The sequence below is a fragment of the Microbacterium sp. No. 7 genome, from assembly GCF_001314225.1.
Classification (GTDB): Bacteria; Actinomycetota; Actinomycetes; order Actinomycetales; family Microbacteriaceae; genus Microbacterium.
Map to the genome: position 1 here is coordinate 1,119,300 of NZ_CP012697.1, position 24,068 is coordinate 1,143,367.

Sequence of the window (24,068 nt, forward strand, 5' to 3'; positions counted from 1 at the left end):
GTGGGGGCGTCGAACTTCTTCTAATATTCTGTTAGAAAATACATGGTCGTGTTTCATCCTGTGAATCCGGCTGCGGCTGGGAAAGGCTCATGTCGCGGTCGGCGGTCTCCCCGTGCATCGGCGGCGGGCAGAGCCCGACCGCGGTCCTCGAGCGCGTACGACCCCGACATCGACCACCTCACCCCACACCCTGACAACTCCTGAAGGAGGAGCGAATGGCCACTCTGAAGACACCTCTGTGTGATCTCCTCGGCATCGAGTACCCGATTCTGCAGGCAGGCATGGGCGGCGTCGCCTTCGGCCCGCTCGCCGCGGCGGTCTCGGCCGCGGGCGGTCTCGGCACCATCGCCGCGATCTCGCCGAGCCCCGAGCGTGTCGAGGAGGAGATCAAGCTCGTCCGCAGCCTCACCGACAAGCCGCTCTGCGTCGACATCGGCTTCCCGGCCCGCGCCCCGCAGAACCCGCCGCCCGTCGACCGCGCCAACTGGCCCGACCCGATCAAGGAGCTCGCGGCCGAGGTCGAGGCGCTCGGCGTCGAGGTCAAGGACGTCGACGACAAGGCGATGGGCATCGAGGACGCGCACCGCAAGATGGACATCTGCGAGAAGTACGGCGTCGAGGTCATCGCCTGCGCGCTCGGCACGGCCGAGTGGGCCGTCGAGCAGGCGCACAGCTGGGGCGCCAAGACGATCTCGATGGTGGGCCGCGCCTCGCACGCCAAGTCGGCGATGCAGAAGGGCACCGATGTCATCGTCGTGCAGGGCACCGAGGGCGGCGGTCACACGGGCGACGTCGGCCTGATCACGCTCCTGCAGGAGGTGCTCGAGTTCGCCACGGTCCCCGTGGTCGCCGCGGGCGGTCTCGTGACGGGCGCCCAGATCGCCGGCGTGCTGACCCAGGGCGCCGCGGGCGCATGGGTGGGCACCCGCTTCATCAACACCCTCGAGTCGAGCGTCGGCCCGAACTACAAGCAGTCGATCGTCGAGGCCGACCACGACACCACGATCCGCTCGCTGCTGTTCGACGGCCTGTATGTGCGTCAGCTGCAGAACCGCTTCACCGAGGTGTGGGAGGGCCGCGAGGACCAGATGCTCGGCTACCCGCTGCAGCGCGTCGTGCAGAGCCCCGTGCGCTTCGCCGCCGCGGAGGCCGATCTCAAGGACCAGCAGGCGCTCCCCGCCGGTCAGGGCTCGGGTCTCATCAAGGACGTGCTGCCCGCCGGCGAGGTGCTCGTGCGCCTGGTCGAGGAGACCGTCGCCGCGCTCGACGAGGCCAAGGCCCGCTTCAGCTACTCCCGCTGATCGCGCGATCAGCGAAGAACGAAAGGAAACCCCATGCCAGGTCTGTATCTCGAAGAGTTCGAAGTCGGGATGGTCATCGAGCACGAAGTGCGTCGAACCGTCACCGAGACCGACAACGTGCTCTTCAGCACGATGACGCTCAACATGGCGCCGCTGCACCTCGATGCCGAGTACAGCAAGGGCCAGATGTTCGGCCAGCGTCTGGTGAACAGCATGTTCCTGCTCGCCCTCGTCGCGGGCATCTCGATGCAGCAGACGACGTACGGAACCACGCTCGGGAACCTCGGCTTCAGCGAGGTCAAGTTCCCGAAGCCGACCTTCCACGGCGACACCATCCGCGTGCGCACGGAGATCCTCGAGGTGCGCGAGTCGAGGAAGCGCGAGGACTCGGGCATCGTGACGTTCCGCCACCTCGGCATCAACCAGCGCGACGAGATCGTCTGCGACTGCACGCGTGCCGGCCTCATGCTCCGCAAGAGCTGGGTCGAGGCGCAGAAGGCCGCCGAGTAAGCGCCGATGCGCTGAACCGACACCCGCACACCGCAACCGTTTCAAGGAGGATACGCATGTCTGAGTCTGGAGCATCGCTCGCATGGCAGCCGTCGCAGGAGGTCCGCGACCGTTCGCGGCTGCTCGCGGCGATGAAGAGCTGGGGATACGGCGACGACACGGCTGCGGTGAACGAGGTCCTCCAGCGCGCCGCCCAGGACCCCGAGTGGTTCTGGCGCGCCGCGCTGGAAGACCTCGGCGTGGAGTTCTCGGCCCCGTTCACGCAGGTGCGCGACGATTCCGCCGGCAAGGAGCACCCGCGCTGGTTCGTGGACGGGCGCATCAACGTCGCCACGCTCACCGCGCTGCGCCACGCCGACGGGCCGCTCGCCGACAAGGAGGCGATCGTCTACGAGGGCGACTCGGGTCTGCGCCGCTCCCTCACCTATGCCCAGCTCGCGGCCGAGGTCGAGCGCTTCGCCGCGAACCTCTCGGCGCTGGGCGTGAAGAAGGGCGACCGCGTCGTGCAGTTCATGCCCGTCACGCCCGAGGCGACCGTCTCGTTCCTCGCCCTCGCCTACATCGGCGCCGTCGCGGTGCCGACGTTCTCGGGCTATGCGCCCGACGCCCTCGCCACGCGCCTGCAGGACTCCGGCGCCGTGGCGCTCATCACCGCCGACGGAACGACGCGTCGCGGTGGTGTCGTGAACCTCAAGAAGACGGCCGACGAGGCGCTCGCCGACGCGCCCACCGTCAAGAACGTCATCGTCGTGCGTCACCTCGGCACCGACGTGCCGATGCAGGAGGGCCGCGACGTCTACTACGACGAGCTGCCCGCCGATCCGGCCCCGGTCGAGCTCGTCGAGGTCGACGCCAACGACCCCTACATCATCGTCTACACCTCGGGCACGACCGGCCGCCCCAAGGGCATCGTGCACTCGCACGGCGGCTTCCTCACCAAGACCGCGGTCGACTTCGGCTACGGCTTCGACGTGTCCGAGAAGGACGTCGTCGGCTGGATCAGCGACCTCGGCTGGCTCGTCGGGCCCATGATGGCCACGGGACCGCTGCAGTTCGGCGCGACGTCGGTCATGATCGAGGGCCTGCCCACCCACCCCGAGGACAACCGCCTGTGGCGCGTCATCGAGCGCAACGGCATCACCGTGCAGGGCATCGCGCCCACGGGAGCCCGTGCCCTGCGCACAGCCGGGGGAGAGGTGCCCGAGATGCCGTCGCTGCTGTCGTTCGTCTCCACGGGCGAGGCGTGGGACGAGTCGACCTGGTGGTGGCTCTTCGAGACCGTGGGACGCGGCACGCGCCCCATCATCAACTTCACCGGCGGCACCGAGGTGGGCGGCGGCATCCTCATCGGCTACCCGTTCCTCGCCGCGCCGGCGGCGTCGTTCACGGGCGTGCTGCCGGGCGTGGACGCCGCGGTGTTCGACGAGTCGGGCGAGCCGGTGGTCGGCTCGATCGGCGAGCTGGTCATCCGCAACACCTTCCCCGGCCAGACCCACTCGTTCTGGGGCGACGACGCACGCTATCTCGACACCTACTGGAGCCGCTGGGCCGGCACCTGGGTGCACGGCGATCTCGCGAGCGTCGACGAGAACGGGGTGTGGGTCCTGCACGGGCGCTCCGACGACACCCTCAAGCTCTCGGGCCGTCGCGTCGGCCCCGCCGAGATCGAGGCCGCGCTCATGCGCGACGAGCGCATCGCCGACGTCGCGGTGATCGGCGTTCCCGATCCCGCGCGGGGGCAGCGCGCCGTCGCGTTCGCGGTGCTGCGCGAAGAGGTCGATCCGGCCGACCTGCAGGCGACGGCGACCGCGAACGCGGGCAAGGGCTTCGCGCCGACCGTGTACGCGGTCGCGAGCCTGCCGAAGACGAAGAACGGCAAGGTCATGCGCCGCATCATCCGTGCCCGCTTCCTCGGACAGGAGACCGGCGACACCTCGGCCCTCGACCCCTCGACGCCGATCGAGGACATTCCCGTCCTGGACGCCTGAGCCCGGCATCCGGAGCCTTCGCAACCAACACCTCACCTAGGGAGACGAAGATGTCTGATGGAACCGAAACCGCACTGAGCAGCCTCGTACAGGAGGGCTCCTTCTTCATCGACGGCGAGTGGGTCGCACCGCTCGACGGCGCGACCCTCGACGTCGAGGATCCGGGTCGTGCCGTCACGATCGGCCGGATCGGCGCCGCGTCGCCGGCGGACGTCGACCGCGCCGTCGCGGCCGCGCGCCGGGCGTTCGACGAGGGACGGTGGACGGGGCTGTCGGGTCAGGACCGTTCGGTGCTGATCTGGCGCCTGAGCGACCTGATCGAGCAGAACGTCGAGGAGCTCGCCCGCCTCGAGGCCCTCGACGTGGGCATGCCCGTGACGCAGGCGCGCGCCATGATCGGCGAGGCCGTCAAGATGTTCCGCTACTACGCGGGATGGGCCGACAAGGTCTACGGCGAGAGCGTCGAGATCGGCCCGTCGGCCATGCGCTTCCAGGGCTTCTCGCGCAAGGAGCCGATCGGCGTCGTCGGCCTCATCACGTCGTGGAACGCACCGCTCGTCGGCCTGGGCATGAAGCTGCCCGCCGCGCTCGCCGCGGGCTGCACCGCCGTGCTCAAGCCTTCGGAGGAGGCGTCGCTGACGACGCTCGCGATCGGCCGGCTGGCGGTCGAGGCGGGCATCCCCGCGGGCGTCGTGAACGTCGTGACGGGCGTGGGCACGGTCACCGGCGCAGCCCTGACCGAGCACCCGGCCGTCGACATGATCTCGTTCACGGGATCGGTGCCGGTCGGCAAGACGATCGCGCGGGCCGCGACGGGCAACCTCAAGAAGGTCACGCTCGAGCTCGGCGGCAAGTCGCCGATGATCGTGCTCGCCGACGCCGATCTCGAGGCGGCGATCCCGGCGCTGGCGGTGGGCATGTTCTGGAACAACGGCCAGATCTGCACGGCGGGCACGCGCCTGTTCGTGCACGACTCGATCGCCGAGGACGTCGCCCAGGGCGTCGCCGAGGCCGGCCGTGCGATGAAGATCGGGTACGGGTTCGACGAGGGCGTGGAGCTCGGCGCGCTCGTCTCGAAGCGTCAGCTCGATCGCGTGGAGAGCTACGTCGCGGCCGGCCGGGAGGAGGGCGCGCGCGTGATCAGCGGCGGTGCCCGCCTGGAGGGCGACGGGTACTACTACCCGCCGACCGTGCTGACCGACGTCACGCCTGACATGCGCGTGGTCAAGGAGGAGATCTTCGGACCCGTGCTCGGCGTCATGCCGTTCTCGTCGGTCGACGACGCGGTGCGCGTCGCGAACGACACCGAGTTCGGCCTCGCGTCGAGCGTGTGGTCGCGCGACATCAACAACGCGCTGACCGTGGCGCGTCAGCTGCGGGCCGGCCGCGTGAACATCAACATCCACCGGGCCGGCGGCGTGCAGCTGCCCATCGGCGGGTACAAGCAGTCGGGCTGGGGTCGTGAGTGCGGCCCCGAAGGCCTGGAGGAGTACCTGGAGACGAAGTCGGTCGTCACCCGCATGTGGAACTGACCGGCATGGCGAACACTGGTCCGCTGCACGGAAAGGTCGTCCTCGATCTCTCGGTCGCGCTCGCCGGTCCCTATGCGACGTTGATCATGGCGGGCCTGGGCGCGCGGGTGATCAAGGTCGAGAATCCGCACGGCGGTGACATGGCGCGCAACAACTCGCCGTATGTCACCGCCGAGGGCTTCAGCATGACCCGCGAGTCCGACGAGGACATGTCGGTCTCGAACCTCATCCGCAACCGCGGCAAGGAGAGCGTCACGCTCGACCTCAAGAAGCCCGAGGCGCGCGCGGTGCTCTTCGACCTCGTGCGGCGGGCCGACGTGCTGGTCGAGAACTTCAGCTCGGGAGTGACGAAGCGGCTGGGGGTCGACTACGCGTCGGTGCGGCACCTGAACCCCCGGCTCGTGTACACGTCGATCAGCGGGTTCGGCGCGACGGGCGACCCCGATCGCAAGGCGATGGATGCCATCATCCAGGGCCTCAGTGGCCTGATGATGACGGCGGGGGAGGAGGGCGATCCGCCCGTGCGCCTGGGCATCCCCATCGCCGACCTCATCACGCCGCTGTTCGGCGTGATCGGCACGCTCGCGGCGCTCGGCCAGGTCGATCGCGGCGCCGAGGGCCAGCACGTCGACGTCGGCATGCTCGGCTCGCTCACCTCGCTCGTGGCCGCCGAGGGTCTCGACGCGATGGCAGCCGTCGGCATCCCCGCGCGCACGGGCCTGCACATGAAGCGGCTCGCGCCCTTCGGCTCGTTCGAGACCCGCGACGGATGGTTCACCATCTGCGCCCCGACCGACCCGCTCGCGGCCAACCTCTTCCGCGCGATGGGGCGTGACGACCTCATCACGTCGCCCGACTTCGGCAGGCGCGACGCGCGCGTGCGCAACGCCGACCGGCTCAACGCGATCGTCGCCGGCTGGGCGGCCGAGCTCGACCTCGACGACGCGCTCGCCCGGCTCAAGGCGCACGGCGCGCCCGCGGAGCCGGTGCGCACGCCCGCCGAGGCCGTGCGCACGGCCGAGGTGCGCGAGCGCGAGGAGGTCGTGCCGATCACGCACCCCGTGTTCGGGACGCTCGACGACTTCTGGGGACCGGGCGTGCCGATCCGCTTCTCGCAGAGCGGCGTCGACCTGAGCACGCCGGCACCGCCGCTGGGGGCGCAGACCGACGCCGTGCTGACCGCCGACCTGGGCTACTCGCCCGACCGCATCCAGCAGCTCCGCGACACGGGCGTCATCTGAGCCGCCCCTGCCATCACACACCGCGAGGGTGCCAGTTATCTCGACGAGACAACTGGCACCCTCGCGTGTTTGCGTGTCGTCAGACGAGCGTCTCGGCGACGCCGTCGGGGAGGCCGTAGGTCTTCAGCTCCGTGAAGGCGCTGAAGCCCTCGGGGCCGGCCTCGCGCCCGATGCCCGACGACTTGAAGCCGCCGAGGGGCACGTGGAAGCCGGGCGTGCAGCCGTTGATCTCGACCGTGCCGGTGCGGATCCGGCGGGCGACGTCGAAGGCGCGCTTCGGGTCGGCGGAGAACACCGAGCCCGACAGGCCGTACTTCGAGTCGTTGGCGATCGCGATCGCCTCCTCGACCGTGTCGTAGGCGATCACCGCGACGACGGGACCGAAGATCTCCTCCTGGCAGATCCTCATGTCGTTGGTCGCGTCGGCGAACAGCGTCGGCTTCACGAACCAGCCCTTGTCCAGGCCCTCGGGGCGCCCGAGTCCGCCGACCACGAGACGCGCGCCCTCGTCGATGCCCGCCTGGATGTACCCCTCGACCCGGTCGCGATGCTGCGACGTGGTCATCGGGCCCACCTCGGTGGCGGGGTCGAACGGGTCGCCGACCTTGAGCGCCGAGATCATCTCGGCGAGCTTCGCGGTGATCTCCTCGGCGCGGGAACGGGGGACGATGAGGCGCGTCTTGTTCGTGCACCGCTGCCCGCTGTAGCCGAACGAGAGGCCCTTGGTCGCCGCGACGAACTGATCGACGTCGGCGTCGTCGAGCACGATCGCGGCGGACTTGCCGCCGAGCTCCAGCGTGAGGCGCTTGAAGTCCTTCGCGATCTCGGAGCCGATCGTCGCGCCCGCGACCGTCGAGCCCGTGAACGAGACCTTGTCGACGCCGGGATGCGTCACGAGGTAGGCGCTCTCCTCGCGCGCGGCGGGCACCAGGTTGAGCACGCCGTCGGGCAGGCCCGCCTGCTTGAGCAGGTCGATGAGCAGGTAGCCGTCGAGCGTCGACTCGGGCGACGTCTTGTAGACGACCGTGCAGCCGGCCAGCAGCGCGGGCGGCAGCTTGAGCAGCGCGACCGACAGCGGGCCGTTCCACGGCACGACGGATGCCACGACGCCGACCGGCTCGCGCGAGACGATCGCGTTGCCGATGGGCGCGATGCGCGTCTCCATCCACGTGAACTCCCGGGCGATGCGAATGGCGTCCTGCAGCAGCATGAGGCCGATGCCGGCCTGGCCGCCCGTCGCGACCGTGATGGGCATGCCCATCTCGCTCGTGATGAGGTTCGCGAACTCGTCCTTGCGTGCCGTGATGAGCTCCAGCCAGCGCTCCATCACGGCGATGCGCTCCTCGATCGGCATGCGCGGCCAGGGGCCCTCGTCGAACGCGGCGCGCGCGGCGGCGACCGCGGCATCCATGTCCTCGTTCGAGGCGAGGGCGACCTCGGCGATGGGCTCCTCGGTGAGCGGGGAGATGACGGTGTGGCGCCGGGTGGATGCCGGGGTCACCCACTCCCCGCCGATGAACAGCTTCGGGTACAGGTCTTCGAGTGTCATGTTCGTGGCATCCTCTCTGATGGTGTGTCGAGGCGGGTCGCCTCAGTCGAAGACGACGACGCTGCGCGCGATCTCGCCGCGCTCCAGGTCGGCGTAGGCCTCGTTGATCCTCTCCAGCGGGATCGTCTGCGAGACGAGGTCGTCGAGGTTCAGGCGTCCCTGCCGGTAGAGGTCGGCGTAGAGCGGGATGTCGTATTCGGGGATCGGCTTGCCCATGTGCAGGCCCTGGATCGCCTTCTGCCCGCGCAGCAGGTCGAACTGTCCGAGACCCACGACCGTGCCGGGCTTGTGCATGCCGACCTGGTACATCGTGCCGCCGACCGTCGTGATGTCGATCGCCTGCTGAGCCGTGACGGGCAGGCCGATGACCTCGAACGAGTGGTCGACGCCGCGCTCGCCCGTGATCTCGCGCACGCGCGCCGCGAGGTCGTCGACCTCGGCGGGGTTGATCGTGTCGGTCGCGCCGAACCTCTTCGCGAGCTCGAGCTTGCCGGGCTGCAGGTCGATCGCGATGATGCGCCGGGCGCCGACGAGGGCGGCGCCCTGGATGACGTTGAGGCCGACACCGCCGCACCCGAGCACGGCGACCGTCTCGCCGAGCTGCACGCGGGCGACGTTCTTCACGGCGCCGATGCCGGTCAGCACGCCGCAGCCCAGCAGCGCGGCACGGTCGAACGGCACCGCCTTGTCGACGACGACCAGATTGCGCTCGTGCAGGATGGTCTCTTCCAGGAACGCGCCGAGGTCGGCGAGCTGCGCGATGGGCTCACCGTTCTCGAACAGGCGTGCGGGGGAGCCGGCGGGGCGGCGCACAGAGCCCGGGTCGGTGCACGTGGAGTAGCGCCCGCGGCGGCAGTCGACGCACACGCCGCAGCTCGTGACGAGGTTGCCCACGACGTGGTCGCCCACCTTCACGGCCGTCACCTGGCTGCCGATCTCTTCGACGATGCCGGCGAGCTCGTGGCCGAGCACGGCGGGGTAGGGCCAGCCGTAGTCGTTGTTCAGCACGGTGAGGTCGCTGTGGCACAGGCCCGCGGCCTTGACCTTGACGCGCACCTCGCGGGGGCCGACCTCGCCGAGCTCGAGGTCGTCGATGATGTCGAGCGGCGCGCCCACGGCGCGCATGACGGCAGCTTTCATGGATCGTTCTCCTTTGAATGTTCCTGATGACGTGCTGATCGCGGTCCGTGCACGAACGTGCCGGCGGGTCTCGCCCCGCCGGCACGTCTGTCACTGCGTGAACACGATCACTGTCTGGGCGACGCACACGGGGCGCCCGCCCGACTCCGACTCGATCTTGTGCTCGAACGTGACGCGCGTCCCCGCGGGGATCGTCTCGACGCTCAGCACGCTCAGCCGGTTGTGCACCCGCTCGCCCGAGCGCAGCGCCTGGGGGAAGCGCACCTTCTCCAGCCCGTAGAACACACGGGCCGAGAACCCCTCGACCTCGTAGATCTGGTTGGCCAGCCCCGAGACGAGGGAGAGCGCGAGCAGGCCGTGCGCGACGGTGCCCCCGAAGGGTCCGCTCGCGGCGCGCTCGGGATCCATGTGGATCCACTGCTCGTCGCCCGTCGTGCGGCCGAACGTGTCGATCATCTCCTGGTCGACCGTGAGCCAGTCGCTGACGCCGAGCTCCTGGCCCGCGACCTCCGCCAGTCCTTCGGCGCCCTTCAGGATCCGCTTCTCAGCCATGCCGTGCCCCCGGGTCAGATGCCGCCGCGCTGCACGAGCTGCTGCGCGATGACGTTCCGCTGGATCTCGTTGGTGCCCTCGCCCACGATCATGAGCGGGGCGTCGCGGAAGTAGCGCTCGACGTCGAACTCGGTCGAGTAGCCGTAGCCGCCGTGGATGCGCACGGCGTTGAGGGCGATCTCCATCGCGATCTCCGACGAGAAGAGCTTCGCCATGCCGGCCTCGAGGTCGGCGCGCTCGCCGCTGTCGTACTTCTCGGCGGCGAGGCGGGTGAGCTGGCGCGCAGCGGTGAGCTTGGTCGCCATGTCGGCGAGGTAGTGGCCGATCGCCTGGTGCTTCCAGATCGGCACGCCGAAGCTCTCGCGCTCCTGCGCGTACTTGAGCGCGTCCTCGAGGGCCGCCGAGCCGACCCCGAGCGCTCGGGCGGCGACGTTGATGCGGCCGGTCTCGAGACCGCGCATCATCTGGCCGAAGCCCTTGCCGGGGACGTCGCCGAGGATCTGCGTCCTGGGGACGCGCGCGTCGGTGAAGATGATCTCGCAGCTCTCGACGCCCTTGTAGCCGAGCTTGGGGAGGTCGCGGGAGACCTCGACGCCGGGCACCTTCTCGACGAGCACGACGGAGATGCCGCGGTGCTTGGGCTCGGCGTTCGGGTCGGTCTTGCACAGCAGGGCGATGAGGTCCGACTTGCGCGCGTTCGAGATCCAGGTCTTCGAGCCGTTGATGACGAGGTCGTCGCCGTCCTCGCGGGCGACCGTCTTCATCGCCTGCAGGTCGGAGCCGCCGCCGGGCTCGGTGAGCGCCATCGTCGCGCGCAGCTCGCCCGTGGCCATGCGGGGGAGGTAGGCCTGCTTCTGCTCCTCGGTGCCGAACTCGGTGAGGAGCTTGGCCACGACGGTGTGGCCGCCCATGGCGCCGGTGAGCGACATCCATCCGCGGGCGAGCTCCTCGGCGACGCGCGCGTAGCAGGGCATCGAGACCGGCATGCCCCCGTACTCCTCGGGCACGGCGAGCCCGTAGATGCCGAGCTCCTTCATCTGCTCGATCCATCGCTCGGGGTATTCGTTGGCGTGCTCGACGTCGCGAACCGTCGGCTTGACGTCGCGGTCGACGAACGCGCGCACCGTCTCGACGAGGAACTGCTCTTCTTCGTTGAGGTGTGTCATCGTTGGCATCTTCCTGAAGCTCGGGGATCGCTCGGGAGCTCGAATCGATCCATGGTGACAATATTCTATATTGATAGGTGAGGTATGTGCACCATTTTCCCGCATTCCGTGCCGCGTCCTCCGAGCCCGTTCCGACCCGCATGCCGCCGGCGCCCGGCGTCCCCTCGCGGCATCCGGGAAGGACCGGGGGCGGCGGACGGGGGGAGTCCGCCGCCCCCGGGGACGGTGCTGGTGCGTCGGCGTGCGGTCAGCCGATGCCGAGGCCGAGTCCGGGGATGGAGTCGATGAGGTTGCGAGTGTACTCGTGCTGCGGGTCGTCGAACAGGGCGACGGTGGGACCCTGCTCGACGATCTCGCCGCGGCGCATGACGATGACGTCGTCGGCGATGAGGCGCACGACGGCGAGGTCGTGGGAGATGAACAGGTAGCTGAGCCCGAGCTCTCGCTGCAGTTCCATGAGGAGGTCGAGGATCTGCGCCTGGACGAGGACGTCGAGGGCCGAGACGGGCTCGTCGCAGATGATGAGCTCGGGATGCAGGGCGAGCGACCGGGCGATCGCGATGCGCTGACGCTGGCCGCCGGACAGCTCGGAGGAGTAGCGGCTGAGGTAGCCGTCGGGCAGCGACACCATCTCGAGCAGGTCTCGGGCGCGCTGCTGGCGCTGCTTGCGGGTGCCGACGCCGTGCACGTTGAGGGGCTCCATGAGCACGTCGGCGACCGAGGCCATCGGATTGATCGACGAGTACGGGTCCTGGAAGACGGGCTGCATGCGCCGGCGCGCGGCCTTGAGCTCGCGTCCGCTGAGGGAGGCGATGTTCTTGCCGCTGAAGCTGATGCGCCCCGTGTCGGGGTGGTCCAGGCGCAGCACCATGCGTGCCGTCGTCGACTTGCCCGAGCCCGACTCGCCGACGATCGCGAGCGTGCGGGCGCGGGGCAGGGTGAAGGAGACGTCCTTGACGGCGTCGAACCTCTTCGCGCCGCGTCCGAACGACTTGCACAGGCTCTCGACGCGCAGCAGCACGTCGTCGCCCTCGGCGGCGGCATCGGCGTGCGCCCCGCCGGGCTCGCCGGCCGCCTCCGCGCGGGAGGCGGCGACCGACGGCGCGGCCCGGACGAGGCGGCGGGTGTACTCGTGCTGCGGGTCCGTGAGGATCTGGCGGGCGTCGCCCTGCTCGACGATGCGGCCGCGATACATCACGATCACCCGTTCGCAGCGCTCGGCGGCCAGGCCGAGGTCGTGGGTGATGAGGATCATGCTCGTGCCCAGGCTCTCGGTCATCCGGTCGAGGTGGTCGAGGATCTGGCGCTGCACGGTCACGTCGAGGGCCGACGTGGGCTCGTCGGCGACGAGCAGCTGCGGGTCGCACGACAGGCCGATGCCGATGAGCACGCGCTGGCGCATGCCGCCGGAGAACTCGTGCGGATACTGCTTCAGGCGGGCCCGCGCGTCGGACAGGCCGGCGGCCTCCAGCGCGGCGACCGAGCGCTCGGCGACGTTGCGCCGGGTGGCCTTGCCGTGCACGAGCATGACCTCGCCCAGCTGGTCGCCGATCGACAGCACGGGGTTGAGGCTGGAGAGCGGATCCTGGGGGATGTAGCCGATCTCGGCGCCGCGGATCTTCTGCAGCTCGCGCTGGCCGAGCCGGCTCAGGTCGCGCCCGTTGAAGCGGATCTCGCCCTGGGCGATGCGCCCGTTGCCGGCCATCAGGCCCAGCACCGCGTTCATCGTCGTGGACTTGCCCGATCCCGACTCGCCCACGATCGCGAGCTTCTCTCCGCGCCGCAGCTCGAACGAGACGTCCTCGATCGCGTGCACGACGCCCATCTCGGTCTCGAAGTCGACGGCGAGGTCCTTGACGGTGAGGACGACCTCGCCCGTCGCGGCGGTGTTGGCGGTGTGTGTCATCTCAGACCCCCGAGAGCTTGACGGCGCGCGAGTCGTTGAAGCGCAGGCCGGCGATGGTGGCGGACAGGACCAGCAGCAGGATCATGATCGAGGGGAACAGGGTCTGCCACCAGGCGTAGACGAGCACGCCGTCGCGCTGCGCGCTCTGCAGGATGCGGCCCCACGACCACGTGTTCGGGTCGCCCAGCCCGAGGAAGCTCAGGCCCGCCTCGGAGATCACCGCCCGCGCCCCGGTGAGCAGGCCGTTGACGATCAGCAGCGGGCTGACCATCGGCAGCACGTCCTTCCACATGATGCGCAGCGACGACGCGCCGACCGCCCGCGCGCCGTCGACGAACGGCTGGTGCACGACGGTGAGCGCGTTCGAGCGGATCAGGCGGGTGATCTCGGGCCACGAGAAGAGCCCGATGACCAGCGTCAGGGTGAGGACGCTCGGCCCCAGGAGCGCGGCGACCACGATCATCAGCGGCAGGATCGGCAGCGACAGCATGACGTCGGTGACGGCGGAGATGAGGGGGTCCAGGCGGCGGAAGTACGCGGCCATGATGCCCAGGAGGGCGCCCAGCACGGTCGCGATCAGCCCCGCGCACACCGCGATCAGCAGGCTCATCCGCGTGCCCCAGACCACCTGCGCGAACACGTCCAGCCCGAGTCCGTCGGTGCCGAACCAGTGCGCGCCCGACGGGGGCTGCAGCACGTCCGGGCCCGACCCGCTCGGATACGGCACGAAGAGGGGACCGATCGCGCCGAGCAGGAAGAACAGGGCGAGGATGCCCATCGTGACCCACCCGACCGGCTTCGAGAAGAACCGCCGCCAGGTGCGCGCCTGCGGCGAGACCGGCTTGGCCGCCGGCACCACCGGCGCCGCAGAGGTGGACGTGTCGCTCATGAGCGGACCCCCGTTCGCAGCTTCGGATCGAGACCGATGCAGATCAGATCCGTGAGGAGATTGGCCAGCACGACCGTGATGGCCAGGAGGATGAACGCGCCCTGCAGCACCGGATAGTCCTGCCGCAGCACCGACTCGTAGATCAGCGCGCCGATGCCCGGGTACGCGAACACCGTCTCGGTGAGCACCGCGCCGCCCACGAGGGTGCCCAGCTGCACGCCCATGAGGGTGACGGCGGGGATGATCGCGTTGCGCAGGCCGTGCTTCCAGATGATGCGCTGGCGCGGGATGCCGTGGCTGCGCGCGCTGCGGATGTAGTCGGCGCCCAGGATCTGCGCCATGTTCGTGCGCACCGTCAGCGCGTACGGGCCCATCTGGATGATGATCAGGGACAGCAGCGGCAGCACGAGATGCAGCAGGATGCTGCCCAACTCGCCCGGCGTGCCCACCGCCGACGAGCTGACCGCGCCGCCCACCGGGAACCACCCGAGGTTGAGGGCGAAGACGACCAGCAGCAGCACCGCGACGCTCGGGACGAACATCGCCTGCCCGCCCAGGCCGAGGTAGCGCAGCAGATGATCCGGCCATCCGCCCGCCCGCACCGCCGCGTACACGCCGAGCGGGATGCCGATCAGCGCCGTCAGCACGAACGCCGACCCCGCCAGCAGCAGGGTCCACGGCAGGCGGGCCAGCAGGATGTCGATCACCGGCGACACCTGATAGAACGAGGTGCCGAGGTTGCCCTGCAGCAGCTGCCACAGGAACAGCCCGTACTGCACGATCAGCGGCCGGTCGAGACCGTAGTCCGACATCAGCTTCGCCGCGATCTCCGGATCGTTCACCCCCTCCAGCATCAGCGCCACCGGGCCGCCCGGAAGCAGCCGGAGGATGAAGAACGTCAACGTCACGGCGACGAACACCGCGAACACGGCGCGGCCGATCCGCGACGCTATGTACTGCACCATAACCGGCTCCTAGATCGTGGGTTTCTCGGGGCGCATGGTCCGGCCCGGCAGGGCGGCCGCCGTCATGCGGGCGACCCCGCCAGCAGGTCGAGGCGCTTGAGCGCGAACTGCGCGTACGTCGCGCTCATGACGGGCAGCACCGCGGGGTCGAAGTCGGCGCGCGGGGAGTGGTTGAACGGCGCGGTCTCGAGCGTGTGCTCGGGGAGGTGCGCGCCGAGGTTCATGAAGACGCCGGGCACCTCGGCCAGCACGCGCGAGAAGTCCTCCGAGCCCGCGATGGGATGCGGGCGGTGCCGGAAGCTGCCCTCCCCGAACATCTCGGCGAGCGTCTCCTCCGCGAAGGCGATCTCGGCGGGATCGTTGACCGTGGTCGGGTACTCGGTGATGAACTCGTAGTCGACCTCGACGTCCATCGCCCGGGCGACGCCTTCGAGGACATCGCCGATGCGCTTCTCGAGGGTCTCGCGGGTGCCCTCGCTGAACCGGCGCACGGTCGCCTCGAACCGCGCGTCGTCGGGGATGACGTTCGCCTTGCTGCCGGCGTGGAACAGGCCGACGGTGAGCACGGCGGGGTCGAACGTCTCGAAGCTGCGCGTCAGCATCGACTGCAGCGCGTTGATCATCTGCACCGCGGCGAGGATGGGGTCCTTCGCGAGGTAGGGGAGCGAGCCGTGACCGGCCTTGCCCGTGACCTCGACGACGAGGCGGTGCGAGGCGGACATCATCGTCCCCGCGCGGCCCTCGAACACGCCGTGCGGGACGATGCCCGAGATCACGTGCAGGGCGTAGGCGGCGTCGGGACGGCGGCCGAGCACGTCGAGCACGCCCTCGCGGATCATGACGCCCGCGCCGTCGAAGCCCTCCTCGCCGGGCTGGAACATGAAGACGACGTCGCCGGCGATCTCGTCCCGGTGCGCCGCGAGGAGCCGGGCGGCGCCGATGAGCGCCGTGGTGTGGAAGTCGTGGCCGCACGCGTGCATCGCGCCGTTGGTCGACGCGTACGGGAGGCCGGTCTCCTCGACGACGGGGAGCGCGTCCATGTCACCGCGCAGCAGGATCGAGCGGGGGTCGCCCTCGCGTCGGCGGCCGCCGCGGAGCACGCCGACGACCGAGGTCGTGTCGGTGCCCGTCGTGATCTCCAGGCCCAGGCCCTCGAGCTCCTCGAGCACGATCCGCTGGGTCTCGGGCAGCACGAGCCCGACCTCGGGGGTGGCGTGCAGCCGGGCGCGGATGCCGGTCAGGTCGTCGCCGAGGGCTTTCGCCTCATCGAGAATGGTCATGTCGAAGCCTCCTGTGCAGAGCGGGGTAGGGCGGGGCGGGGAGCGGATGGTGGGGGTGGCGGCGCGCCGCCGCCACCCCGCACGGTCACTTCGCGGGAACGACCTGCGACAGCGAGTAGGAGTTCACGAGTCGCCACTGCTCGTACGGCGAGGCGACGTAGCCCTCGAACCTGCTGTTGTTGTAGGCGTTGGTGAGCGTCTCGGTGTAGAGCGGGACGACCCACGCCTGGTCGTGGATGTAGGCGCTGGCCGCGGTGAGCGCGGCGATGTAGCTCGCATCGTCGGTCGCGGCCATCGCGTCGGCGATCAGCGTGTCCGACTGCGCGTCGCCCGCGGCGCCGTAGTTGACGCGCACGATGTTGTCGGTGCCGAAGATCGCCTGCAGCGTCGTGGCCGCCGACAGCGCCGGCGAGATCTTCGCGATGTACATGTCGAACTTGCCCTCGTTCGCGGCCGCCATCGCGGTCGCGCGCTCGGCGCACGTCAGGTTGACGGTGATGCCGGCCGCGGCGAGGTCGTCGTGGATGAGCTGGGCGCTCTTCAGGTGGTTCGCGTTGCCCTGGTCGCACGACAGGTCGAGCGACAGGTCGGCGTATCCGGCATCCGCGAGCACCTTCTTGACGTCCTCGGGCGTCGTGGGCGTGATCGGCAGGTCGGGCAGATCGGTCGCGAGCAGCTCGAAGAGCGGTCCGCGCAGCGCCGTGCCCCGGCCCTGCAGCACCGTGTCGATGATCGCCTGCGTGTCGATGAGGCCCGAGATCGCCCGGCGCACCTCGGGGTCGTCGAGCGGCGGGACGGCCGTGTTGAAGACGAGGCGGCTGTAGTTGCCGGCGTTCTCGGTCTCGATCGTCGAGATGCTCGGCTGCTGCGTGAGCGCGGTGATCGCGGTGGCGGGCACGACGGGTGCGGCGAGGTCGAGGTCGCCGTTCTGCAGGGCGAGCTGCATCGTGTTCATGTCGCGGTAGACGTTGAACTCGATGCCCGTGACGGCCTCGTTGCCCTCGGCCGAGAGCGGGTAGTGCTCATTGCGCACGAACTCGTAGCGCTGACCCGGCGCGATCTTGCTGAGCGCGAAGGAGCCGCCGCTGACCCAGTACTTCTCGTCGCTGGAGACGTCGACCTGGAGCAGGTCGGCCTCGCCCTCGTAGACGTGCTGGGGGAGCAGGCGCATGTTGCGCAGGAAGTTGTCGACGCCGCCGATCGAGGGGGCGGCCAGGGTGACGGTGACGGTGTTCGCGTCGTCGGCCACCGCGCCCGCGACGTTGCCGATGAAGCTGAACGCCGTCGAGAGCTTGTACTCGCGCATCTGGTCGAGCGTGAAGATCACGTCGTCGGCGGTGATCGGCTCGCCGTCGCTCCATCCGAAGTCGGGGTTGAGCGTGAGGGTGAGCTGATCGCCCGCGTCGTTCACGGTCCACTCGTCGGCCACGTGCGGGATGAACTCGCCGTCGGGGCCGACCGTCACGATCGACGGGTACAGCTGGTTGAGCACCCACATGTCGGAGATGCTGTTGGTCTGCAGCGGCACCCAGTTGGCGACGTCGGTCGTCGTGCCGATGTGCAGGACGCCGCTCGCGCTCGACGCTCCCGAGTCGCCGCCGGTGCCGCTCGGTCCGGGGGTGCTGCCGCCGCTGCAGCCCGACAGCACGAGGGTCGCCGCGAGTGCGCCTCCGAGGGCCCAGCGGGCCCAGTTCCTCTTCTGCCTCATTGCGTTCTCCTTCATGGTGGTGGGGTTGCAGCGATCGTAGGTGGCGGCCCGTGCGCCCCATAAAATGTGTGAGAAAATTCCGTCCTTGCGGGTAGGTCGCGGCGTTCGGTGCAGTTTTCTGACGGAGAGGAAGAAAAATTGGGGTTACGTGACGCCGATGAGATCGATCTGCAGATCGCGCATGCGCTGCAGATCGCTCCGCGCGCGTCGTGGCGTGACATCGGCGACGCGCTCGGCCTGTCGGCGACGACCGTCGCCCGGCGCTGGGAGGCGATGTCCGAGCGCGGCGACGCCTGGATCGGCGCGTACGTCGCGGGCCCCTACTCGCGGATGGCGCACGTCATGGTCTCCGTCGACCGGTCGCGTCACCGCGAGGTGCTCGACCGTCTGGCGCGGATGGGATCGGTCGTCAGCATCGAGGAGATCTCCGGGCGGTGGGACGTCGTGCTCACGGCCACGGCGATCTCGGTGGCCCGGCTGAGCGAGGTGATCAACGCCGTGCGCGCCGCCGACGGGGTCACCGCCTCGCACACCACCCTGTCGATGGGCATCGTGCAGCACGGCGCGAAGTGGCGGCTCGACGCGCTCAGCCCGGCGCAGGTCGCCCGCGTCAGCGCGCTCGGCGTGCACGGCCTCGTCGAGCCGCTCGGCCAGATCGACGCGTTCGACCGCGACCTCGCCTTCCTCCTCGGACACGACGCCCGCATGCCGGCGACGGCCCTCGCGCAGAAGCTCGGCGTGAGCATCAACAAGGTGCGGCGCCGCTTCGCGCGCCTCGTCGACTCGGGATGGCTGTCGCTGCGCTGCGACGTGTCGCTGGCCATGTCGGGGCACGAGTTCGTCGCGTACCTGCAGCTGCGCGTCCCGCCCGCGCAGCTGCAGGAGTACGCGCGGATGCTCACGGCGCTGCCCGAGATCCGCCTGGTCACCTACATGGCGGGCCCGTACAACCTCGTCGTGATGGTCATGCTGCGCAAGCCCGAGGACATGCCGCCGCTGGAGACCCGCATCGCCGAGCTGTGTCCCCGCGCCGACGTGTACGACCGCGTCGTGCTGCTGCGCTTCCACAAGCGGATCGGTCGCGTGCTCGACGCCGACGGCCGTGTGCGCGCGTTCGTCCCGATGGACTTCTGGCTCGACATGCCCGGCGGTCTCGCCGACGAGCGCTGACGGGCGGCGCACGTCACGTCGCGAGCTCGGCGAGCCTGCGCATCGCGAGCTCCGCGTAGACCGCGCTCATGTGCGGCAGCACCGCGGGATCGAAGTCGGCGTCGGGGGCGTGCCCCGGCGACGCCGAGTCGGGGTCGAGCCCGGGAAGGTGGGCGCCCACCAGGATCCAGGCGCCGGGCACCTCGGCGAGCACGCGGGAGAAGTCCTCCGAGCCCGTGAGCGGGAACGTGCGCCGCCGGAACCGGTCGGGTCCCACGACCTCCGTCACGACCCGCTCGGCGAAGTCGACCGCGTCGGGGTCGTTGAGCGTGACCGGATACTCCGTGCGCAGCTCGTACGCGACCTCGACGCCCATCGCGCGGGCGACGCCCTCGAGCGTGTCGCCGATGCGCTGCGCGAGCAGTCGCTCGTTCTCGCGGCTGTACATCCGCACGGTCGCCTCGAAGCGTGCGGAGTCGGCGATGACGTTCGCCTTCGTGCCGCCCTGGAACAGTCCGACCGTGAGGACCGCGGGGTCGAAGGGGTCGACGGTGCGGGTGAGCATCGATTGCAGCGTCGTGATCATCTCCGCGCCGGCCTGGATCGGGTCGCGCGCGCTGTAGGGCATGGAGCCGTGCCCGCCCTTGCCGCGCACCTCGACGATCAGCCGGTACGAGGCCGACAGCATCGCACCGGCGCGGGCCTCGTAGACGCCCGCCGGGAGCATGTTCGAGAGCACGTGCAGCGCGAACGCGGCATCCGGGCGCCGGCCGAGCACGTCGAGCAGGCCCTCGCGAATCATGACGCCCGCGCCGTCGAAGCCCTCCTCGCCGGGCTGGAACATGAGGATCACGTCGCCCGCGATCTCGTCGCGGTGCGCCGCGAGCAGCCGCGCCGCGCCGACGAGCGCCGTCGCGTGGAAGTCGTGGCCGCACGCGTGCATCGCACCGTTGGTCGAGGCGAACTCCAGGCCCGTCTTCTCCGTGACGGGCAGGGCGTCCATGTCGCCGCGCAGCAGCACGGACCGTGGCCTGCTCTCGTCGCGGCGCCCGCCGCGGAGCACGGCGATGACGGAGGTGGTCTCGGTGCCCGTGCTGATCTCGTAGCCGAGGCCCTCGAGCTCGCCGAGCACGATGCGCTGCGTCTCGGGGAGGATCAGGCCCACCTCGGGCGTCGCGTGCAGGCGCGCACGGAGGTCGGTGAGGGCGGGGGCGAGGCGCTGCGCCTCGTCGAGCAGGGTCATGGCGTTCAGCCTTCCTTTCCGGTGGGGACGACCTGCGACAGCGAGTACGCGTTCACGAGGCTCCACTGCTCGAAGGGCGACGCGAGGTAGCCCGTGAAACGGCGGGAGTTGTAGGCGACGTTGAGCGACTCGGTGAACAGCGACACCATGTACTGCTGCTCGTCGAGACGCGTCGCGGCGGCGGCGACCGCCGCGGTGTACGCATCGGGATCGGTGGCGGCCAGTGCGGCATCCATGAGCGCGTCGGTCTCGGCGTCGCCCGCGGCGCCCCAGTTGACGCCCAGCCAGTTCGTCGTGTGGTTGTAGACCGACATCACGGTCGCCGCCGAGTACGGCGACGACGCCTTGATGACGTACAGGTCGAACTTGCCCTCGGCGGCGGTGGCACGGGCCGTCGCGCGTTCGGCGCACTTGAGGTTGACGGTGATGCCGGCCTCGGCGAGGTCGTCGCGCACGAGCTGCGCGGTCTTCAGATGGTTCGCGTTGCCCTGGTCGCAGACCAGGTCGAGCGAGAGGCCGGCGTAGCCGGCGTCGGCGAGCGTCTTCTCGGCCTCTTCCGGCGTCACGGTGTGACCGGGGAAGTCGGGCAGGCCCGTGCTCTGCAGCGCGGGGAGCGGACCCGTGACGACCGAGCCCTGCCCCAGCAGCACGTTGTCGACGAGCTGCTGGTTGTCGATGAGGCCCGCGATCGCGTTCCGCACCGCGACGTCGCCCAGCGCGGGGTTGTGCGTGTTGAACATCAGGCGCGTGAAGTTCCCGGCGTTCTCGGTGCTGATGATCTCGACGTCGGGCTGCTGCGAGAGCGGCGCGACCGCCGTCGGCGGCACGCCCGGGGCGGCGAGGTCGAGATCGCCGTTCTGCAGGGCGAGCTGCATCGTGTTCATGTCGCGGTAGACGTCGAACTCCACGCCCGTGACGGCCTCGTTGCCCTCGGCCGAGAGCGGGTAGTGCTCGTTGCGCACGAACTCGTAGCGCTGACCCGGCGTCACCTTGCTGAGCGTGAACGAGCCGCCGCTGACCCAGTACCTCTCGTCGGTGGAGATGTTCAGCTTCGTGATGTCGGGCACGTCCTCGTAGACGTGCGCCGGCATGACGCGCATGTTGAAGAGGAAGTTGTCCACCATGCCGACCGAGGGCGACGAGAGCTTCACGACGATGTCGTGCGGTCCGTTCACGACCGTCTCGGCGTAGCTGCCGATGAAGCTGAAGCCCTCGATGAGGGTGTGCTCGCGCATCTGGTCGAGGGTGTAGACGACGTCGTCGGCCGTGATCGGCTCGCCGTCGCTCCACGCGAAGTCGGGATCGAGTGCGATCGTCACGGCGTCGCCGGCCTCGTTGACCTCGTACGACGAGGCGAGGTGCGGGATCAGCTCGCCGTCGGGGCCCACCGTGACGAGCGAGGGGAACAGCTGGTTGAGCACCCACATGTCGGTGATGCTCGTGGTGTTCAGCGGCGCCCAGTTCGCGACGTCGGTCGTCGTGCCGATGCGCAGCACGCCGCCCTCCGCCGCTGCGCCCGGTCCGGTGCCGTCGGGCGTCTCGGCGGCGCCGCCGCTGCCGCATCCGGTGAGGAGAAGGGCCGCGGCCACCGCGGCCGTGAGCGTCCAGCGAAGTCGTCCGCCGTGTCGTCGAGTCATTGCCGTGCTTCCTTGCTGTCGGGACATCGAGAGTGCTTGGTGTGAAATAGTGAGGGAATGTATCGTTCTTCGTGCTGAGATGCCGGAAAGTTCCTTTTTCTCGCATCACGCGCTCCGCGATCGCGGGGAAATGACGACGAGCGGACCCCGGTGGAGGCGCGGATGGGCAGACGGAGCGGCGAAGAGGTCGATCTGCAGATCGCGCACGCGCTGCAGATCGCGCCGCGGGCGTCGTGGTCCGATCTCGGCGACGCGCTCGGGCTCTCCGAGAGCACGGTCGCCCGCCGCTGGGCGCACATGACCGAGCGGGGAGACGCGTGGCTCGGCGCCTATGTCGCGGCGCCGCACACGCGCATGGCGATGGTCATGCTCTCGCTCCTCCCGGCACGCTTCGACGACGTCGTGGGCGAGCTGTCCCGGGTGGGCGCCGTCGGAACGATCGAGGAGGTGTCGGGACGCTGGGACCTGCTGGTCAGCGTGACCGCGACCTCCGTGTCGCGGCTGGCGCGGACGGTGCGGGTCGTCCGGGGGCTCGACGGCGTGACCGACTCCAACGTCGTGGTCTTCTCGGGGCTCACGCACCACGCCGTGCGGTGGCGGCTCGACGCGCTGAGCCCGGCGCAGGCCGCGCGCGTGGCGGAGCTCGCACCGCAGCCGTCGTACGCGCCGCTGTCGCGCATCGACGCGTTCGACGGCGAGCTCGCCCACCTGCTCTCGCTCGATGCGCGCACCCCCGCGGCGACCCTCGCGCGCGAGCTCTCGGTGAGCATCAACAAGGTGCGCCGCCGGCTCGCCCGCCTCATGGACTCCGGATGGCTGAGCATGCGCTGCGACGTGTCCATGGGACTCTCCGGTCACGAGTTCGTCGTCTATCTGTACTTCCGCGTGCCGCCCGCGCAGCTGCCGGCGTGCGCGACGGCGCTCGGCACGCTGCCCGAGGTGCGGCTCGTGGGACAGCTCGCGGGGCCGCACAACCTCATGTGCACCGTGCTGCTGCGCAAGCCGCAGGACCTGCAGCCGTTCGAGCTGCGGCTCGCGGAGATCTGTCCCGAGGCGCAGATCTTCGACCGCACCGTCGTGATGCGCGCGGTCAAGCGCATCGGCCGCGTGCTCGACGACGCGGGGCGCGTGCAGCAGGTCGTCGCGCTCGACTACCTGCGCGGCCTCGTCCCCGGCGAGGTCTGATGCCTCCGGCATCCGGTCTCCGGTCTCCGGCCTCCGGCATCCGCGTCACGGAGACAGGAGAAATCACCGGTGCAGGAGAATCCCGGCGGAATCGTCCTGCACCGGTGATTTCTCCTGCGTCGGTGATGGTCGTCACCGGTGCCGGCCCTGGGCGATGGCGGCCGAGATGATCGCGATCACGTGGGAGGGGTCGAAGAGCACCTGGTGGTAGTCGAACCGCAGCACGGTGTACCCGCGCAGCGACAGGCGCGCATCGGCGCGCAGGTCGCGGCGCCGGTCCTGGGCCTGATGGTGGGCGAAGCCGTCGACCTGCACCGCGAGGCGTGCGCCGATCAACGCGTCGAGCGGATGCCCGTCGGTCCACACCTGCTGCCGGAAGTCGACGCCCATCGAGCGCAGGATGACGGCGAGACGCGTCTCGATCCCCGAGTCGGAGAGCTCGGATGCCACGGCCGCGATCGCCGCGGCACGTTCGCTGCGCCAGACGACGTGCTCCAGGACGTCGGGGGCGACGTGCTTCTTGCGGATGGCGGACTCCCACACCGCCAGCGCGTCGGCGGGCGGCACGCAGCGGGCGACGTGGAAGAGCACATTGACGATCGGATCCTCCAGCGCTGTGGACACGACCGCCGCGGGGCCGTACGACCAGTGCACGCGCACGCCGCCGGCATCCAGTCGCGACGCGGTGGGTGCGACGGCGACGTGCATGCCGTCGTGGTCCGGCGTCCACAGCCCCATCCGTCGGGCCCGCGTGAGGCAGGTGAGCCGCCCGCCGATCCGGGCGGCGTGCCGGAGCTCGGCATCGGCGTGCGGCAGCGCCAGCCACGAGCGGCGCACGCGGTCCACGGACCCTGCCGCGAGCGCCATGCGGATGCCGTGCGTCGTGAACCCCGCCGCCTTCGCCGCGCGGGAATGCGCGACGCCGCCCTCGGCGCCGAGCCAGGCGATGAGTTCCTCGAGCGGTCGCATGCCCAGATCGTGACGCATGCGGCCGCCGCCCGACGGCCTGCGGCGCGGATCCGTGGACAGACACGCGCACGGGCCGCCTGGGGACGAGGTCTTGTCCCGGCATCCACCTCACGAACACAGGAGAAATCACCGGTGCAGGAGAATCCCGGCGGAATCGT

19 protein-coding genes are annotated in these 24,068 nt (G+C 70.0%); 7 read left to right on the forward strand and 12 right to left on the reverse strand.

Translation table 11 applies throughout. The annotated features are described in order from the left end of the window. The first annotated feature begins 215 nt into the window (after positions 1–215). Genes AOA12_RS04950 through AOA12_RS04970 form a run of 5 tightly spaced genes read left to right on the forward strand, consistent with a single transcriptional unit; the run spans position 216 to position 6,572 of the window. Positions 216–1,301: an NAD(P)H-dependent flavin oxidoreductase gene (locus AOA12_RS04950; protein WP_054680913.1), complete on the forward strand. Its 1,086-nt coding sequence runs from the start codon at positions 216–218 to the stop codon at positions 1,299–1,301. A 33-nt stretch (positions 1,302–1,334) separates the two neighbouring features. Continuing rightward, the gene (locus AOA12_RS04955) at positions 1,335–1,811 is read left to right on the forward strand and encodes a MaoC family dehydratase (protein WP_054680914.1); all 477 of its coding nucleotides are present in this window, start codon (positions 1,335–1,337) and stop codon (positions 1,809–1,811) included. A gap of 56 nt (positions 1,812–1,867) precedes the next feature. Next, positions 1,868–3,799 carry an AMP-binding protein gene (locus AOA12_RS04960; RefSeq protein ID WP_054680915.1) on the forward strand — a complete coding sequence of 644 codons (1,932 nt, stop codon included), beginning with the start codon at positions 1,868–1,870 and terminating at the stop codon, positions 3,797–3,799. A gap of 50 nt (positions 3,800–3,849) precedes the next feature. After that, positions 3,850–5,331, forward strand: coding sequence for an aldehyde dehydrogenase family protein (locus AOA12_RS04965; protein WP_054680916.1), 1,482 nt, complete (start codon positions 3,850–3,852; stop codon positions 5,329–5,331). A gap of 5 nt (positions 5,332–5,336) precedes the next feature. Next, positions 5,337–6,572: a CaiB/BaiF CoA transferase family protein gene (locus AOA12_RS04970; RefSeq protein ID WP_054686790.1), complete on the forward strand. Its 1,236-nt coding sequence runs from the start codon at positions 5,337–5,339 to the stop codon at positions 6,570–6,572. Positions 6,573–6,651: 79 nt separating this feature from the next. Here the strand turns inward: AOA12_RS04970 and AOA12_RS04975 are convergent, their stop codons facing one another. The 9 genes from AOA12_RS04975 to AOA12_RS05015 all read right to left on the reverse strand — a co-directional run bounded on the left by AOA12_RS04975 (position 6,652) and on the right by AOA12_RS05015 (position 17,727). Continuing rightward, positions 6,652–8,121, reverse strand: a complete 1,470-nt coding sequence (locus AOA12_RS04975) for an aldehyde dehydrogenase (RefSeq protein WP_054680917.1) — start codon at positions 8,119–8,121, stop codon at positions 6,652–6,654. Between the two features lie 42 nt (positions 8,122–8,163). Next, positions 8,164–9,261, reverse strand: coding sequence for a Zn-dependent alcohol dehydrogenase (locus AOA12_RS04980; RefSeq protein WP_054680918.1), 1,098 nt, complete (start codon positions 9,259–9,261; stop codon positions 8,164–8,166). A gap of 90 nt (positions 9,262–9,351) precedes the next feature. Then, on the reverse strand, positions 9,352–9,813 hold the full coding sequence (locus AOA12_RS04985) for a MaoC family dehydratase (protein ID WP_054680919.1): 462 nt from the start codon (positions 9,811–9,813) through the stop codon (positions 9,352–9,354). Positions 9,814–9,827: 14 nt separating this feature from the next. Further along, positions 9,828–10,979 (reverse strand): acyl-CoA dehydrogenase family protein, encoded by a 1,152-nt coding sequence (locus AOA12_RS04990; protein ID WP_054680920.1) that lies wholly within the window; start codon positions 10,977–10,979, stop codon positions 9,828–9,830. 247 nt (positions 10,980–11,226) lie between these two features. Next, positions 11,227–12,885: a dipeptide ABC transporter ATP-binding protein gene (locus AOA12_RS04995; protein ID WP_054680921.1), complete on the reverse strand. Its 1,659-nt coding sequence runs from the start codon at positions 12,883–12,885 to the stop codon at positions 11,227–11,229. 1 nt (position 12,886) lies between these two features. Next, on the reverse strand, positions 12,887–13,774 hold the full coding sequence (locus AOA12_RS05000) for an ABC transporter permease (protein WP_054680922.1): 888 nt from the start codon (positions 13,772–13,774) through the stop codon (positions 12,887–12,889). After that, the gene (locus tag AOA12_RS05005; RefSeq protein ID WP_054680923.1) at positions 13,771–14,739 is read right to left on the reverse strand and encodes an ABC transporter permease; all 969 of its coding nucleotides are present in this window, start codon (positions 14,737–14,739) and stop codon (positions 13,771–13,773) included. Before AOA12_RS05005 ends, AOA12_RS05000 begins: the two co-directional genes overlap by 4 nt. Positions 14,740–14,801: 62 nt before the next feature. After that, positions 14,802–16,019, reverse strand: a complete 1,218-nt coding sequence (locus tag AOA12_RS05010; RefSeq protein WP_054680924.1) for a M20 metallopeptidase family protein — start codon at positions 16,017–16,019, stop codon at positions 14,802–14,804. Positions 16,020–16,104: 85 nt separating this feature from the next. Continuing rightward, entirely contained in the window at positions 16,105–17,727 is a 1,623-nt protein-coding gene (locus tag AOA12_RS05015) for an ABC transporter substrate-binding protein (RefSeq protein ID WP_054680925.1), read from the reverse strand. A gap of 138 nt (positions 17,728–17,865) precedes the next feature. On the opposite strand from AOA12_RS05015, the gene AOA12_RS05020 reads away from it, so the two are divergent. After that, entirely contained in the window at positions 17,866–18,897 is a 1,032-nt protein-coding gene (locus AOA12_RS05020) for an Lrp/AsnC family transcriptional regulator (protein WP_054680926.1), read from the forward strand. A 13-nt stretch (positions 18,898–18,910) separates the two neighbouring features. On the opposite strand, the gene AOA12_RS05025 is transcribed toward AOA12_RS05020, so the two are convergent. Both AOA12_RS05025 and AOA12_RS05030 read right to left on the reverse strand, forming a co-directional pair. Then, positions 18,911–20,119, reverse strand: a complete 1,209-nt coding sequence (locus tag AOA12_RS05025) for a M20 metallopeptidase family protein (protein WP_054680927.1) — start codon at positions 20,117–20,119, stop codon at positions 18,911–18,913. 5 nt (positions 20,120–20,124) lie between these two features. Next, positions 20,125–21,756, reverse strand: a complete 1,632-nt coding sequence (locus tag AOA12_RS05030; RefSeq protein WP_054680928.1) for an ABC transporter substrate-binding protein — start codon at positions 21,754–21,756, stop codon at positions 20,125–20,127. Between the two features lie 162 nt (positions 21,757–21,918). Between AOA12_RS05030 and AOA12_RS05035 the strand changes: the two genes are divergently transcribed. Beyond that, positions 21,919–22,941 carry an Lrp/AsnC family transcriptional regulator gene (locus AOA12_RS05035; protein ID WP_054680929.1) on the forward strand — a complete coding sequence of 341 codons (1,023 nt, stop codon included), beginning with the start codon at positions 21,919–21,921 and terminating at the stop codon, positions 22,939–22,941. A gap of 132 nt (positions 22,942–23,073) precedes the next feature. Here AOA12_RS05035 and AOA12_RS05040 read toward each other — a convergent pair whose 3' ends face one another. Then, positions 23,074–23,910 (reverse strand): DUF559 domain-containing protein, encoded by an 837-nt coding sequence (locus tag AOA12_RS05040; protein WP_054686791.1) that lies wholly within the window; start codon positions 23,908–23,910, stop codon positions 23,074–23,076. Between the last annotated feature and the right edge of the window lie 158 nt (positions 23,911–24,068).

Coding starts and splice junctions, on each gene's coding strand:
- AOA12_RS04950 (WP_054680913.1), top strand. CDS start 216: ATGGCCACTCTGAAGACACCTCTGTGTGATCTCCTCGGCATCGAGTAC.
- AOA12_RS04955 (WP_054680914.1), top strand. CDS start 1,335: ATGCCAGGTCTGTATCTCGAAGAGTTCGAAGTCGGGATGGTCATCGAG.
- AOA12_RS04960 (WP_054680915.1), top strand. CDS start 1,868: ATGTCTGAGTCTGGAGCATCGCTCGCATGGCAGCCGTCGCAGGAGGTC.
- AOA12_RS04965 (WP_054680916.1), top strand. CDS start 3,850: ATGTCTGATGGAACCGAAACCGCACTGAGCAGCCTCGTACAGGAGGGC.
- AOA12_RS04970 (WP_054686790.1), top strand. CDS start 5,337: ATGGCGAACACTGGTCCGCTGCACGGAAAGGTCGTCCTCGATCTCTCG.
- AOA12_RS04975 (WP_054680917.1), bottom strand. CDS start 8,121: ATGACACTCGAAGACCTGTACCCGAAGCTGTTCATCGGCGGGGAGTGG.
- AOA12_RS04980 (WP_054680918.1), bottom strand. CDS start 9,261: ATGAAAGCTGCCGTCATGCGCGCCGTGGGCGCGCCGCTCGACATCATC.
- AOA12_RS04985 (WP_054680919.1), bottom strand. CDS start 9,813: ATGGCTGAGAAGCGGATCCTGAAGGGCGCCGAAGGACTGGCGGAGGTC.
- AOA12_RS04990 (WP_054680920.1), bottom strand. CDS start 10,979: ATGACACACCTCAACGAAGAAGAGCAGTTCCTCGTCGAGACGGTGCGC.
- AOA12_RS04995 (WP_054680921.1), bottom strand. CDS start 12,885: ATGACACACACCGCCAACACCGCCGCGACGGGCGAGGTCGTCCTCACC.
- AOA12_RS05000 (WP_054680922.1), bottom strand. CDS start 13,774: ATGAGCGACACGTCCACCTCTGCGGCGCCGGTGGTGCCGGCGGCCAAG.
- AOA12_RS05005 (WP_054680923.1), bottom strand. CDS start 14,739: ATGGTGCAGTACATAGCGTCGCGGATCGGCCGCGCCGTGTTCGCGGTG.
- AOA12_RS05010 (WP_054680924.1), bottom strand. CDS start 16,019: ATGACCATTCTCGATGAGGCGAAAGCCCTCGGCGACGACCTGACCGGC.
- AOA12_RS05015 (WP_054680925.1), bottom strand. CDS start 17,727: ATGAGGCAGAAGAGGAACTGGGCCCGCTGGGCCCTCGGAGGCGCACTC.
- AOA12_RS05025 (WP_054680927.1), bottom strand. CDS start 20,119: ATGACCCTGCTCGACGAGGCGCAGCGCCTCGCCCCCGCCCTCACCGAC.
- AOA12_RS05030 (WP_054680928.1), bottom strand. CDS start 21,756: ATGACTCGACGACACGGCGGACGACTTCGCTGGACGCTCACGGCCGCG.
- AOA12_RS05035 (WP_054680929.1), top strand. CDS start 21,919: ATGGGCAGACGGAGCGGCGAAGAGGTCGATCTGCAGATCGCGCACGCG.
- AOA12_RS05040 (WP_054686791.1), bottom strand. CDS start 23,910: ATGCGACCGCTCGAGGAACTCATCGCCTGGCTCGGCGCCGAGGGCGGC.